The 15,161-nt window shown below is 47.0% G+C and carries 12 protein-coding genes; 11 read left to right on the forward strand and 1 reads right to left on the reverse strand.

Annotation, left to right across the window (positions count from 1 at the left end; all coding sequences use genetic code 11):
- The first annotated feature begins 2 nt into the window (after window positions 1-2).
- A complete protein-coding gene (locus OU793_RS08390) occupies window positions 3-1,247 on the forward strand; it encodes an NAD(P)/FAD-dependent oxidoreductase (RefSeq protein ID WP_140050608.1) in 1,245 nt (414 codons plus the stop codon).
- 192 nt (window positions 1,248-1,439) lie between these two features.
- Window positions 1,440-2,180, forward strand: a complete 741-nt coding sequence (locus tag OU793_RS08395) for a transglycosylase SLT domain-containing protein (protein WP_159404160.1) — start codon at window positions 1,440-1,442, stop codon at window positions 2,178-2,180.
- Here OU793_RS08395 and OU793_RS08400 read toward each other — a convergent pair.
- Window positions 2,170-3,489, reverse strand: coding sequence for a hemolysin family protein (locus OU793_RS08400; RefSeq protein WP_005488844.1), 1,320 nt, complete (start codon window positions 3,487-3,489; stop codon window positions 2,170-2,172). The two genes, OU793_RS08395 and OU793_RS08400, sit on opposite strands and share 11 nt — an antisense overlap.
- Before the next feature lie 151 nt (window positions 3,490-3,640).
- On the opposite strand from OU793_RS08400, the gene OU793_RS08405 reads away from it, so the two are divergent.
- From OU793_RS08405 to OU793_RS08445, 9 genes are all read left to right on the forward strand, one after another.
- A complete protein-coding gene (locus tag OU793_RS08405; RefSeq protein WP_274647755.1) occupies window positions 3,641-3,778 on the forward strand; it encodes a hypothetical protein in 138 nt (45 codons plus the stop codon).
- A 19-nt stretch (window positions 3,779-3,797) separates the two neighbouring features.
- Window positions 3,798-5,000, forward strand: coding sequence for a DEAD/DEAH box helicase (locus OU793_RS08410; RefSeq protein WP_274647756.1), 1,203 nt, complete (start codon window positions 3,798-3,800; stop codon window positions 4,998-5,000).
- Between the two features lie 251 nt (window positions 5,001-5,251).
- Window positions 5,252-5,914, forward strand: coding sequence for a TrkA family potassium uptake protein (locus OU793_RS08415; RefSeq protein WP_005460581.1), 663 nt, complete (start codon window positions 5,252-5,254; stop codon window positions 5,912-5,914).
- Window positions 5,911-7,278, forward strand: a complete 1,368-nt coding sequence (locus OU793_RS08420; protein ID WP_005460587.1) for a TrkH family potassium uptake protein — start codon at window positions 5,911-5,913, stop codon at window positions 7,276-7,278. Before OU793_RS08415 ends, OU793_RS08420 begins: the two co-directional genes overlap by 4 nt.
- A 295-nt stretch (window positions 7,279-7,573) precedes the next feature.
- Window positions 7,574-10,558: a M6 family metalloprotease domain-containing protein gene (locus tag OU793_RS08425; RefSeq protein ID WP_029999306.1), complete on the forward strand. Its 2,985-nt coding sequence runs from the start codon at window positions 7,574-7,576 to the stop codon at window positions 10,556-10,558.
- Between the two features lie 175 nt (window positions 10,559-10,733).
- Window positions 10,734-11,546 (forward strand): hypothetical protein, encoded by an 813-nt coding sequence (locus OU793_RS08430; protein ID WP_053315512.1) that lies wholly within the window; start codon window positions 10,734-10,736, stop codon window positions 11,544-11,546.
- Between the two features lie 178 nt (window positions 11,547-11,724).
- Entirely contained in the window at window positions 11,725-13,194 is a 1,470-nt protein-coding gene (locus OU793_RS08435) for a protein adenylyltransferase SelO (protein ID WP_140103110.1), read from the forward strand.
- Window positions 13,195-13,396: 202 nt separating this feature from the next.
- Window positions 13,397-14,395, forward strand: coding sequence for a TRAP transporter substrate-binding protein (locus OU793_RS08440; protein WP_005479018.1), 999 nt, complete (start codon window positions 13,397-13,399; stop codon window positions 14,393-14,395).
- A gap of 88 nt (window positions 14,396-14,483) precedes the next feature.
- Complete coding sequence (locus tag OU793_RS08445; protein ID WP_005479032.1) at window positions 14,484-15,158, forward strand: TRAP transporter small permease; 675 nt, start codon at window positions 14,484-14,486, stop codon at window positions 15,156-15,158.
- The last annotated feature ends 3 nt before the right edge of the window (window positions 15,159-15,161 follow it).

Below are 15,161 nucleotides of genomic sequence, written 5' to 3' on the forward strand. Positions count from 1 at the left end.
GAATGAAAACAGAGCACAAGCAAGTTGTCGTCGTTGGCGCAGGTCCTTCGGGTTCCACCGTTTCTGCGTTGCTAAAATCCCGTGGTATTGATGTTGTCGTGATCGAAAAAGCGACGTTCCCTCGTTTCTCAATTGGCGAAAGCTTACTTCCAGCTTGTATGGAGGTGGTTGAACTTGCCGGAATGACAGAGGCGGTGAAGCAGCATGGCTTTCAATTCAAAGATGGTGCGGCGTTCCGTCGTAATGGGGTCTACACCCACTTTGATTTCACTGACAAATTTACCGCAGGACCAGGCACCACATTTCAGGTTCAACGCGCCAGCTTTGATAAAGTGCTCGCTGACAGCGCCGCAGAACAGGGCGTCGACATTCGTTATCAGCATGAGCTGGTTAGCTTGGCGTTTGAAGGCAAAAAATCGCGCTTAGAAGTGGTTGGACCCGACAAGCAGGCGTATCAAATCGAAGCCGATTTTGTTTTGGATGCGAGTGGTTTTGGCCGAGTGCTACCGCGTTTGCTGGATCTGGAAGAACCTTCTTGCCTTCCACCAAGAAAGGCGATCTTTACGCATATCGAAGATCATATTTCACCACAAGAGCCAGAGTACGATCGCAACAAAATTCTGATTTCAGTCCATCCTGAAAATCACGACGTATGGTACTGGCTAATTCCATTCTCGAATGGTACGTGTTCGTTTGGTGTGGTGGGTGAGCCTGAGTTTTTCGAGCAATACCCAGAAGATAAGCTTGCAGCTTTGCAGCAGTTGGCTAATGAAGAGCCGGGTTTGGCGTCTTTATTGCGAAACGCGAAGTACCCAAATCCCGTAGGTGAGTTGGGGGGCTATTCAGCGAACGTCAAACGCTTAGCCACAGAACACTATGCGCTTCTTGGTAACGCGGGCGAATTTTTGGATCCGGTATTCTCATCGGGTGTCACTATCGCGATGAAGTCGGCTCAATTTGCTGCTGATTGCGTTGTGCGTCAATTGAACGGCGAAATGGTTGATTGGCAAGAAGAGTACTCAGAACGCTTGATGGTTGGTGTCAACACGTTCCGCACTTATGTGGAAGGATGGTACAACGGCACGCTTCAAGACGTGATTTTCTACCAAGCTCCAAATCCACGCATTAAACAGATGATCAGTGCAATATTGGCTGGTTACGCGTGGGATACCGAGAACCCATACGTCAAGCAAAGTGAGCAACGCTTGTCGACGCTGGCTGAGTTAGTACGTGGCGAAGGTTTTTAAATTACTAAGAAAAAACCATTAAAAACATCTCATTAGCCCCATCTGTGATTCATAGGTGGGGCTTTTTATTGCCTTGATTTTAATAAGGTTATTTCTTTTTTGGTGGGTTATTGAACGTTGAGATTGCGCTAAAAGTGACCTTAGTCACATAAATGTTTGTTGTAGCTGATATTTCTATAAAATTTGTAGGAAATGGATTACATTTTGGGAGTGTTCCCTCAACTTGGTTATGTCGTGAAAAAGGTATTTAAGCGACTGTATAGATTAGTAAAGTTTAAAAAACGGCAGCCACTCAAAGCTGTATTGTTTTCCTTTACTTCCATGTTGAAGGGCAGGCAGCAGCGCCTCATTAAAAAGCTTCCTTTTTATCCCCAACGTTCCCATCGATGTATTTTTTCTCCCGAGCCATTTCAAGAGCCTTCTGAGCATGTTTTGGCGTGGGGACAGCGAGTCAGCCCAGCATTCAAAAGCAAAGTGGTCGAAATTTGCTCTGAGCTAGAAATCAACCCGAATCATCTAATGGCTTGTATGGCCTTTGAGACGGCTGAAACGTTCAGCCCTAGCATTAGAAACGGCTCTGGGAGTGGGGCGACAGGTCTGATTCAGTTCATGCCCGCAACCGCGAAAAACTTGGGGACGAGTACTAAGCATCTCGCCATGATGAGCGCCGTTGAACAGCTCGATTATGTGAAAGCTTACTTTTGGCCTTATCGACACCGAATGTCTTCGTTGGAAGATGTTTACATGGCGATTCTCTACCCCGCGGCAATCGGGAAATCACCCTCACACGTGCTGTTCAAACAAGGTTCGATCGCTTACCGACAAAATGCAGGCATCGATCGTCACAGCAAAGGGAGCATTACGTTGAGTGACGTCTCTTACAAAGTTAGGCAGAAGCTGGCGAAAGGTTTGCAGCCTAACTTTATGGGTTAGCGTCGCCATCGTTGGTGTCGGTGGTTGTTTCCGACTCTGTCTCTCGGCTCACTTTAACTTGCACAATCCGGTGATGCTTGACGTTTAACACCTCAAACTGCCAGCCCTCATAGTCGACCAACTCTCCTGCATGTGGAAGGCGTCCTAGCCACCAAGTTAAAAAGCCATTGAGGGTTTGAAAACCTTCACTCTCTTCGCCTTCAATTGTGGTCAATCCCAGTTTGTATTTGAGTTCGTTGAGAGGAATCAGCGCATCCATCAGCCAACTGCCGTCTTTTTGCTGCTTCGCCCAGATTTGTTCTGGTGCCATTCCTAATTCGCCAGCGATGGACTTGAGCAAATCGTATAAGGTGACTAAGCCTTGCACGTCACCATATTCATCAACAATAAACACCATCTCTGCGCTGGTTTGTTGCATGTAGTTCAGCAGAGGCAAGCCTTTCATCGATTCCGGTACAAAGCGCGGATGTTTGAGCAGTTTACCGAGTCTCGAAACAGACAGATGGTCGTACTCATCAAGCAATACTTTTGAGGAGATGGTACCGATGATGTTATCTAAACCGCCTTTGCACACAGGCCAAACTGAGTGTTGAGTTTGACGTAGGTGTTTGAGAATCGCATCCAGCGGCAAGTTGGTGTCCAAAAAATGGATGTCGCAGCGCGGCGTCATTAAAGACAGGGCTAAACGATCATTGAGGTGCAGTAGCTTGCGGATCATCAGTTGTTCTTGCGGTTCGATGGCTCCTGATTCCGAACCTTCATTGACGACGGCAAAGATGTCTTCTTCTGTGACGATTTCGCCTTGGTTTTCGTTTTGGCGCAGAAGTTTAAGTAACGCGTCTGTCGACACCGTAAGTAAGAACACAAAAGGTCTGGCAAGTTTGGCTAACCAATGAATCGGATAGGCGACCACAATTGCGATGCTTTCCGCGTTGTTTTGCGCAAAACGTTTTGGCACGAGCTCACCGATGATGATCGCGAAGTAAGTGATCAAAATAACAACGCTGGTGGTCGCAAGAATGGTGGCGACTTCGCGCTCTAGCCCTTGGGCAACGAGCCAGTGTTCAAAAGGAATGGACAGCGTCGCTTCACCAAAAATGCCACTGAGTAGACCGATGGCAGTAATGCCGATTTGGATAGTCGAAAGAAACTGGGTAGGGTTGTTTTTTAGTTCTAAAGCGAGCGCAGCAGGTGCGTTGTCTTCGGCCATCATTTTTAGTCGGCCGCTTTTCGCCGCGACTAACGCGATCTCAGACATAGCGAAAATGCCGTTTAGTGCGATCAATCCAACAAGCAATAAAATGTCCATGGAGCCTTCCAGTAATGCACACGTTAGCAGCATAACGAGATTCTCTCGCGAGAAACGTGAGGCTGTGAATAATTCAACGCGTCATGCCAACAGAATGTCTTATTAAAAGGATAGAGTTCATTTGTTGAATGTGGTTTTCGCGTCCAGACGAATGATTCTGTTACTTGACTGGGATTCTGATAAACTACGCGCCCATTTCCTCTTTAGAGACGTTTCTATGCCATTTTCTAAGCTTGGTTTAAGCGCACCAATTACGGATGCCGTAACGGCGCTGGGTTACGAAAAATAAGCTTGGTTTAAGCGCACCAATTACGGATGCCGTAACGGCGCTGGGTTACGAAAAACCGACTTCTATCCAACAAAAAGCGATTCCAATTGTGCTGCGTGGCAGCAACTTGATCGCGGCTGCGCAAACAGGCACGGGTAAAACCGCCAGCTTTGTGTTGCCAATCTTAGAAAAGCTCAGCCAAGGTGAGACGCAACGTAAAAAACGCGCTCGTGCCATCATTCTTACGCCAACGCGCGAACTGGCTCTGCAAGTGCATCAAAGTATTGAAGCGTACGGGAAGAACTTGCCACTGCGCTCAATGGCGATGTTTGGTGGCGTGGAATATGCGCCGCAGAAGCAAGCGCTGATTGAAGGCGTAGATATTGTGGTGAGCACACCAGGACGTCTGATTGATTTATACGGCCAGCGTGCGATCCATTTTGATGAAGTGGAAATGCTGGTACTGGACGAAGCCGATAAGATGCTTGATATGGGCTTTATCGACTCGATCGATAAGATCATCGATTGCATGCCAGAAGATGTTCAAAGCTTGCTGTTCTCGGCTACGTTGTCGAACCCAGTTCGTGATTTGGCCAAAAACGCGATTGTAGATCCTGAAGAGATTACGATTGCAAAACACAGCGCATCTAAGTCGAACATCAAGCAGTGGATCACCACCGTCGATAAAGACATGAAGTCATCGCTTTTGAGCCACATGTTGAATGAAAACGACTGGTCGCAAGTGCTGATCTTTATTGAAACAAAACACGGTGCGGCCAAATTGGTTAGCCAGCTTGAGAAGCGCGGTATTGTGGCTGAAGCGTTCCACAGTGGTCGCAATCAGCGTGTTCGTCAGGAACTGATTGAGAAGTTCAAGGCGGGTGAAATTCAGTATCTGGTTGCAACTGGCGTTGCCGCGCGTGGTATTGATATCGACAACTTACCAGTAGTGATTAACTACGATTTACCATTCCCTGCGGATGAGTACGTACACCGCATCGGGCGTACTGGCCGTGCTGGCGCGCAAGGTGAAGCGATCTCTTTGGTGTCGAAGGATGATTTCAAAAACCTGTGCATGATTGAAAGCCGTCTGGGTCACTTGCTTGAGCGTGTTGAAATCGAAGGTTTTGCTCCAAGAAAGCCAGTGCCGATTTCGATTTTGAATTACGTACCTAAGAATAAGCGTAAACCACAAGACAATCGTCCGCGTCGTGAGAATTCTGAACAGCGTGACGCAAAATAGTCTGCTGACACATTGAAAGCAAAGCCGCATTCGTGCGGCTTTTTTGCGTTTAGAACCGCCGAAAATACGATGGATTTTGTCTGGTTTGTCGGTCGTGATGAGGAAAAAAGTTAAATCGTGTCATACGCTTAACACTCAAAATGCAAATAACTGCGTAAATGTTTTGTCAAATTTCTGTCCTCATATTTGCAGAAGGGCAGGAATAGGCGCAGACTTTCGCGCTTGCTAATGAATGCATAAATGAGGCACGAATGAAAACAGGTGATAAGCAATTCGCTGTTATTGGTCTTGGCCGATTTGGTTTGGCGGTATGTAAAGAATTACAAGATTCTGGGTCACAAGTCTTAGCGGTCGACATCAATGAAGATCGAGTGAAAGAAGCTGCAGGTTTTGTGAGTCAGGCCATTGTGGCAAATTGTACTCATGAAGAAACGGTCGCAGAGCTCAAGCTCGATGATTACGACATGGTGATGATTGCCATTGGTGCGGACGTGAATGCCAGTATTCTTGCTACTCTGATAGCAAAAGAGGCGGGTGTAAAATCGGTATGGGTAAAAGCTAACGACCGATTCCAAGCTCGCGTTCTGCAAAAAATTGGCGCAGACCACATCATCATGCCAGAGCGCGATATGGGCATTCGTGTGGCGCGCAAAATGCTGGATAAACGCGTACTCGAATTTCATCCATTGGGCAGCGGATTAGCAATGACGGAGTTTGTTGTTGGCTCGCGTTTGATGGGTAAAACGTTAAGCGATTTGGCGCTGTGCAAGGTCGAAGGCGTGCAAGTGTTGGGCTTTAAACGTGGCCCTGAAATCATCAAAGCGCCCGATATGAGCACCACGCTTGAAATCGGCGATCTCATTATTGTGGTTGGCCCGCAAGACAAGTTGGCAAACAAGCTGAAATCATTATGACGCAATTTCATCAGAGAGGCGTTTTTTACGTCCCAGACGGCAAACGAGATAAAGCGAAAGGTGGCGAACCGCGCATTATATTGCTGAGCTTTCTCGGAGTGTTATTGCCTTCTGCTGTTCTGCTTACGCTACCGGTTTTTTCGGTTTCAGGTCTGTCTATTACTGACGCGTTGTTTACCGCGACTTCAGCCATCAGTGTGACTGGGTTGGGTGTGGTCGATACCGGCCAACATTTTACGCTCGCGGGTAAAATTCTTCTGATGTGTTTGATGCAGATCGGCGGCTTAGGGCAAATGACCTTATCTGCGGTGTTGCTCTATATGTTTGGGGTGCGCTTGAGTCTACGTCAGCAAGCGTTAGCCAAAGAAGCTCTTGGCCAAGAAAGGCAAGTCAACCTGCGTCGTTTGGTGAAAAAGATCGTCACATTTGCGCTGGTGGCAGAGGCGATTGGTTTTGTTTTCCTCTCGTATCGTTGGGTGCCAGAAATGGGGTGGCAGACGGGCATGTTCTATGCGCTGTTTCATTCTATTTCGGCTTTCAACAATGCTGGCTTCGCTCTCTTTTCTGACAGCATGATGAGTTTTGTCAACGATCCGTTAGTGAGTTTCACCTTAGCTGGTCTGTTTATCTTTGGCGGCTTGGGTTTTACTGTGATTGGTGACGTTTGGCGACATTGGCGTAAAGGTTTCCACTTCTTACATATTCACACCAAAATCATGCTGATTGCCACGCCGTTACTGCTGTTGGTGGGAACGGTGCTGTTTTGGCTTTTGGAACGTCACAACCCCAACACCATGGGGTCACTCACTACTGGCGGGCAATGGTTGGCTGCTTTCTTCCAATCAGCCAGTGCGCGGACAGCGGGTTTTAACAGTGTTGATTTAACGCAGTTCACGCAACCGGCATTACTCATCATGATCGTTTTGATGTTGATTGGTGCGGGTTCGACCTCTACGGGTGGCGGTATCAAGGTGTCTACTTTTGCTGTCGCGTTTATGGCGACGTGGACGTTCTTGCGTCAAAAGAAACACGTGGTGATGTTTAAGAGAACGGTAAACTGGCCAACGGTAACAAAGTCACTGGCAATCATTGTGGTGAGCGGAGCGATTCTTACCACTGCTATGTTTTTGTTGATGCTGACGGAGAAAGCTTCTTTTGACAAAGTGATGTTCGAAACGATTTCTGCTTTTGCAACGGTTGGGCTTACTGCAGGTTTGACGGCAGAGCTTTCAGAGCCTGGAAAGTACATCATGATCGTCGTGATGATCATTGGCCGTATTGGGCCTTTGACGCTCGCATATATGTTAGCGAGACCAGAGCCAACCTTGATTAAGTACCCAGAAGACACGGTTCTTACTGGTTGATTTGTCAGTAATAAGCAAAATGAACGTAAAATAACGCTTTGAATTTACAGTGATATTTTGACTTTTTTGAGCGTCGATTGGTCATCGGCGCTCAAACATTTATAAATAACGTGGTCTTCTGCTCAAATTTTCTTTTTGATCCCCTTGTCAGCATTCCCTTATCCTTTCATTTCTGTACCATTCATTCACTTAGTTTATATCTAATGCGTAAATAACCATCAGGTAACCGCTCATTAAATTGATGGGTATCTGAGTTCGTTTTACGCATAGTGAATTGAAAAGATGGAGCCGTACTTTGAAATTCCACACCCTTGCCTTGACCATGCTGACTGCACTTGTTGCCGGAAACAGTATGGCAACGACACCACCATCGCCAATTTGGCATCCGATCACGCTGAGTGACGGAAGCAATAGCGAGGCGATTTTACGCGGAACTGCTGATTTCCATTGGTTTGAAGACAAACAAGGCAATGCCTTGATTCAGGAAGATGGTGTTTGGTTTTTTGCTCAGATCCAGCGTAATTCAGACACCCCTGAGTTGCTCTCGACTGGTATTGAGAAAACCCAATCCAGTGATGCGCCTGATTCAGCGAAGTTTCGTCCGGACGTGCAAGTTAAGCCGGAGCTGTCTTCGTTAAAAGCGATTGAACCTATGGCTCGCCAAAACTTATTGCGCACGGCACAAGGTTATCAGGCGATGAGCAGCTCGAGCGTGAAACAGCAGCCTCTGTTGGTTGTGCAGGTTTCTTTTAACGATCAAGCGATGGTGCACAATTTCGAGCAACGTGTTTTCGACACGAATGGCCAAAGCGTTGTGGATTACTTTGATAAAAACTCTCAAGGTAAATTTAAAGTCGTCCCAGCTATCGAGAGTTACGGCACCGCGAATGATGGTGTGATCAATGTGACTGTGGCGCAAAGCCACCCAAATTGTCACTCTAGTTCTAGCGACACCACATGTACGGCCAAGCTGAACGCCGTGTTTACAGAGGCCTACCAAAAACTGGATCCGTACTTCAATCTTTCTGCTTACGACAGTAACCAAGATGGAACCGTTGAACCTTCAGAGTTGTCAGTGATGTTTATCTTTGCTGGTGGCGACCGTTCAACCGGATTCCTTGACCGTCCTGCTATCTGGCCACACAAATTCTCTCACAATGATGTCACGCTAGATGGCAAAAAGATCACTGACTACTGCGTGTTTGCTGACTACCAAGTTGATCATCAAGCGACGTTGGGTGTGATCGTACATGAGCTTGGCCACTTAATGCTTGGCTTGCCGGACTTGTACGCAAGGAACAGTGATGCCTCGATTGGTTCTTGGGGCGTGATGGGTGCTGGTTCATGGGCGAAGAAACCGGGTGATTCGTACTCAGGTGATACGCCCGTTAACATGAGCGCATGGAGCAAACACGCGGCTGGTTTCGTTGTACCAACGATCACTCATGAAAGCCCGACGCCTATTTCCGTGAATAACGACGACGTCAAATTGGTGTATCTCGACCCATACTTAAAAGAGTTTGGCCCACGCGTGTATTTGGAAAACCGTACCTTTAGCGGTTACGACCGAGCATTGGCGGCAGAAGGGGTATTAGCGACGTCTGTGAACGTCCAGAACCGCTTTAACGATGTTGGCGCGATGCAGGTTCAAATCATGCAGGCTGATGGTCTGAATGAGTTAGAAAATGATGGAAGCAGTGATGCTGGCGATTTGTATCCTAACGGTGGCACTGAGATTTCCGACACTTCTAATCCAGGACTTCAAGCAATTGCTGGGTTTGAAACTGGTGTTCGTATTTCTAACATTGCTAGCAGTACGAATGGCGGCAGTTTCTCCCTTGAGCAAGCGAGCGAGCCAAACAAATCGGCTTGGCTGAACTCTCTCTATCAAGGTTATGTGTTTGCTAGTAGCACAAATACGCTGGCGGTTTCACTAGATTTAAATAACGCTACAGAACTGGATGGTATTCAGCTGTACGCGCAAAGAAGCAGCCTTCAAAGTGACATGACTTACCGAGTATGGCGATTCCCATTCTCAGGTAATGCGGGTTACCGTTTGGTGTTAGACCAAGACAGCGCTGAACTGCTACAACAAGGTTCTTTCCAAAAATCATCACGAATCTTATTCCCTCAGCCAAGTCAACTAAGTGCTGGTCAGCATCTGTTGGTGGTGGAATTGGAAGGCGGTGAGTTTGAAGCGAACTTTGATTTCGGTCGTGTTCTAAAAACAGAAAAATCCTCTTTACCTGTGATGTGGACAGGCAGCAATAGCGACATGTACACATTTGGTTTGAATCAGACAGGCTTCTCTTTCGTGCCGTTTGCCGCGCTGCTGAATGTGGATGCGAGTCATGTCGTTGAGGCAAAAGCAGACTCATTGCAAACCGATAAGAACAAGTCAATCGAACTGAACTTGATGGACAATGACTTTATGGCCGTTGGTTATCAGTTCAATGTGGACATCGTTCAACAACCAGAACATGGCACCATTTCGGGTAATCAGTACCAACCTGAAATGAACTTTGTTGGTTTGGATCGTTTTCAATATCGTTTGTTGTCGATTGATGGTGCCTACTCATCTTCAATCGTGAATGTTCAGGTGGAAGTGCTTGGCAGCAACGAAGCGCCAGTTGCCGTGATTAATGTTGATAATCAAGACATGACGGTTGGGCAGCGAGTCACGCTGTCTGCGTTAAATAGTACGGATGCCGATGGTGACGTGTTGAGTTATCGATGGGAGCAGTTGGCTGGCACTTCAGTTTCTCTTGGCAATGCAACCAGTGTTAGCGCAAGCTTTACGGTGCCTCAAGGTGCTAAAGCGGGTGAGGTTCTAACATTCCGTCTTACGGTGGCGGATCCAAGTAACGAAACTTCCAGTGTGACCATCGATTTAACCGTGCAAAACTCAGCTCCAATTACGCTAGCGGATACGGCGACAGTCGCCGTCGGTGAAAGCATTGTGATTGATGTAGCGAGCAATGATTCGGACGTGAACGGCGATAAACTGGTTGTACAAAGTGTACAAAACTTAACGGGCGTAGGAATCGCGAGTGTAGAGAACGGAAAAATCCGCTTTCAAGCACCGGATAGTCCGGCTGACGGCATCAAGCTGCAATACACGGTTTCGGATGGCAAAGGTGCTACTGCAACGGGTGAAGTGACCGTGACGGTTGTTGCTTCTTTGAAAACAACGACGTTTAAAAACTCGGAGGGTGGCGGCAGTGTTTCTTATTGGGCTCTGATGTTACTCGCTGTATTGGGCTGGCGACGCCGCGTCTAAAACGGTATTAAATTTACGGTATAAGCCACTCGCATCGAGTGGCTTATTTTTTGTGTCTGATTTATTTCGACTTTGCTCTCATTATCTTATGAGATGTGTTTCTCATTATTTTTAAAGCGATTTTTCTACTCTGCGGTTACCCTAAGGGCAGATTTTTACAAATTAAGGATGTTGTATGTCAACCGAGGACTTTTCTGTTTCGGCAGTATGCCGAGAAGCGGCAGTGATGGTCAGAAGGAACCTACTCGCAATTGTCATTGCTTGTATTCCATTAATCATCGTGCACTCAATTTTTGTGTTTATGTATCCTGAAATGACGGGGCAAGATCAAGCGAGCGTCCAAGAAGGAAACATCACGGGATTTTATTTCGTCACAATCGTTTTATACCCACTTGTTGCTGCGATGGCTGCTGTGCGTGTGCACCGGATTTATTTGGTTGGCGATTACATGCACTCGGCGTTGGATGTGTTTCGTTTGTCTGCCCGAGAATTCCGTTTCATTGGCTGGTGGATATTGTTTGGATTGATGATGATGCTCGTCATTGGTATCCCAATCTTTGTATTGTCGTTTATCTACATTGCAGAAAGCGGTGAACCCGACTTTGTCGCCATGGCGTTTATCACAACAATTGCAAGCATTCCTGGCTATTGGGTGATGGCGCGTTGGTCGTTTGTGCTGCCTGCGACCGCAATGGATCATCAGCCGCGCAGTTTGCGTCGTTCATGGAACCAAAGCAGACCATACAACAAGCAAGTATTCATTTTGATGGGACTAATTCCATTAGGTGCAGGATTGCTCAGTCAGCTCATCTTTAGCCACTTTACGAATTTCTTCATGCTGGGTTTTGTTGGTGTGGTCTATGGCATTTTCGGCGCGTACCAGCTGGCATTGTTATCGTTGAGCTATAAAACGGTAGTGGATATCGAACGCGCTCGTTTTGATACGCCACCAGAGCCACCAAAAACGGGTGAAGAATTTTCCGCTTAATCAATTTGATCGTTTTTACATACCACCTCCGTTTGTGAGGTGGTATGTAGCGGGTGAATACCTTTCCTGCCGTCTTCGCGTTATCCACGCAAAATACCCATGCCCATTTCATGGCTGAATGACAGTGACGTTCACACGTATACTGACAACAGTACTTCTTTTTATTAAGGAACCCCACATGTCCATTTGGCAACGGGTCAGTTTCACCCATCGCTTTAGTCAATTACCGTCAGCTTTCTATACTTTGGTCGAGCCACAACCCTTGGATAATACTCGCTGGGTTGCTTGGAATGGTGAGTTTGCGCAGCAGTTTGGTTTACCAGCAGCGCAAAACGATGAGCTATTGGCGGTTTTTTCTGGGCAAAGCGAATTCGAACAGTTTCGTCCTCTGGCGATGAAATACGCAGGGCATCAGTTTGGCGTCTACAACCCAGACTTGGGCGATGGACGTGGATTGCTGTTGGCGGAAATTGAGCATCAAAATGGCACTTGGTTTGATATTCACCTTAAAGGCGCGGGGCTAACACCCTACTCGCGAATGGGGGATGGCAGGGCAGTGTTGCGCTCAACCATCCGTGAGTATCTATGTAGCGAAGCCATGGCGGGGCTTGGGATCCCGACGACTCGTGCTCTTGGCATGATGGTTAGTGACACGCCTGTTTATCGCGAGAAAACAGAATTCGGCGCAATGTTGATTCGTATGGCGGAGACCCACGTGCGTTTTGGCCATTTCGAGCACCTTTTCTATACCAATCAATTGGCAGAGCAAAAGTTGCTGGCGGACAAAGTCATTGAGTGGCACTTTGCTGATTGTGCGTCGGCAGAGAAGCCATACGCTGCAATGTTTGGTGAAATTGTTCAGAAAACAGCGGACATGATTGCTTACTGGCAAGCGTATGGGTTTGCTCATGGCGTGATGAACACCGATAACATGTCAATTCTCGGGCAAACCTTTGATTACGGGCCATTTGGTTTTCTCGACGATTATGAACCGGGGTACATTTGTAACCATTCTGATTATCAGGGGCGTTATGCGTTCGAGCAGCAACCGCGAATTGCCCTGTGGAATCTTTCTGCTTTGGCACATGCCTTATCACCGCTCGTCGAACGAGAAGATTTAGAAAAGGCACTGAGCCAATTTGAAGGGCGTTTAAGCCAGCAGTTTAGCCGCTTGATGCGCAGTAAGCTGGCTTTGAAAACAAAAATTGCAGAAGACGGACGTTTGTTTGAGTCGATGTTTGAACTGCTTAATCAGAATCATACCGACTACACGCGATTCTTTAGAGCGTTGTCCAACCTCGATAAACAGCCAGCGCAAGAGGTCATCGATTTGTTTATTGATCGGGAAGCCGCCCAAGCTTGGCTTGATTTGTATTTGGCTCGATGTGAGCTGGAGGTAGATGAAATTGGTGAGCCGATTTCAGCCGAGCAGCGTTGTGAACAGATGCGCCAAGCCAACCCGAAATACATTCTTCGCAACTACCTTGCGCAATTGGCTATCGATAAAGCTGAGGAAGGTGATTTCAGCGAAGTTCACCGTCTTGCTGAGATACTTCGCCATCCATACGATTCGCAACCAGAGTTTGAAGCGTATGCCAAACTGCCGCCAGAGTGGGGGAAAAAGATGGAGATCAGCTGCTCCTCATAAATGGGTCATTTCCCACCCATATCCTTTGGGTTTGTGGGTGGATTTCCCTCCTTTTGGCTCTCGCTTGTCAACTTTAATATTTTAATGGATTGATTTTAAATAAAAAAATAGTTGGTATGTTAATTGCTCTTTGATGAACATCCGTACCCATCACCTTAACTTCATGGACGGGATGGGATGTGATTTATCAAGGAGAATAATAATGTTAAAGCCTCTAACCCTACTATCTGTCTCTGCTCTTGCTGTTACCAGTTTTAATGCCGCTGCGAATTGTGACCCAGGTGAAACGGTCATCAAATTCAGCCACGTGACTAACGCGGACAAACACCCAAAAGGCATTGCTGCTTCGTTGCTTGAAAAACGTGTCAACGAAGAAATGAACGGCAAAGTGTGCATGCAGGTGTTTCCAAACTCAACGCTTTACGATGATGACAAAGTGTTGGAAGCTCTTCTAAATGGTGATGTTCAACTCGCTGCTCCTTCTCTTTCTAAGTTTGAGAAATTCACCAAGAAGTATCGCCTTTTCGATCTGCCTTTCTTGTTTGATGATGTCGCTGCGGTTGACCGCTTCCAAAACTCTGAAGCGGGAGAGAAGCTGAAAAACTCAATGAAACGTCGTGGTCTACAAGGCATTGCGTTCTGGCACAACGGTATGAAGCAAATGTCTGCCAATAAACCTCTGATGGTGCCAAGCGATGCGAAAGGACTTAAGTTCCGCGTCCAAGCTTCTGACGTTCTTGTTGCCCAGTTCGAGCAACTTGGCGCAAACCCTCAAAAAATGTCCTTCAAAGAAGTTTACGGCGGTCTACAAACGAAGGTTATCGATGGTCAAGAGAACACTTGGTCAAACATCTACGGTAAGAAGTTCTTCGAAGTTCAAGATGGCATCACGGAAACCAACCACGGTATTTTGGATTACCTCGTTGTGACGTCGAACGATTTTTGGCAGAAGCTACCAGAAGATCAGCGTGAACAGCTCAATACCATCATTCAAGAAGTGACGGTTGAGCGTAACGCGGAATCGACCAAAGTGAACTTGGCGAATAAAAACAACATCATCGAAGCGGGTGGTGTGGTTCGTACGCTAACGCCAGAGCAGCGTCAAGAGTGGGTGACGGCTCTGCAACCAGTGTGGAAAAAGTTTGAGAAAGACATTGGTTCTGACCTGATTGAAGCGGCTTTGGCTTCAAACCAACAATAACAAAAACGATATCCATTCGCCCTCGGACTCTCTCTAAGCCGAGCTGAGGATGAGGGCTTTTTCCCTTTACTGATGACGTGATGTAATTATGGAACCGACTTTTTTTGCCAAGGCTGGACGAATCACCGATGCCATTGAAGAAACCTTGATTGCTTTCTTCTTAGGTGCGATGACATTGCTGACGTTTGCTAATGTCATTTTTCGCTATGTCTTTAACGATAATATTCTCTGGGCGTTAGAGCTCACCGTATTCATGTTCGCGTGGATGGTTTTAGTTGGCGCTTCGTACGGTGTGAAAAAACACTTTCACATTGGCGTGGATGTCATCATCAATATCGTACCTGAAGGGCGCCGTAAACTCCTTGCGCTAGTCGCAGCGGCCTGCTGCCTAACCTTTTCGATTCTGCTTTTGATTGGTGCTTGGAATTATTGGTATCCCTTTGCGACAGAGCGCGCATGGTATGAAACCGACGATATCCCAATGCCTGAGTTTTTACAGTTCTTAGCGGATTGGCTTAATGAAGGCGAGCGCTACGAAAAACTGCCACGCTTTATTCCTTATTTCGCTTTGCCGCTTGGTATGGCGATGCTCACTTTCCGTTTTTTACAAGTCACTTGGCAGATCGCTACAGGCAAGCTGGATCGCTTGATTGCAGGTCATGAAGCTGAGGAAGAACTGGAAGCCTTAAAAGAAGAAATGAGTGAAGCTGGCGATGCCATGACTCCTCGTTCCTCGAACGATTCTGAGCACAAGGAGCGCTAAGCC

The organism is Vibrio sp. VP6, from assembly GCF_028823755.1.
In the GTDB taxonomy this organism is placed as follows: domain Bacteria; phylum Pseudomonadota; class Gammaproteobacteria; order Enterobacterales; family Vibrionaceae; genus Vibrio; species Vibrio parahaemolyticus.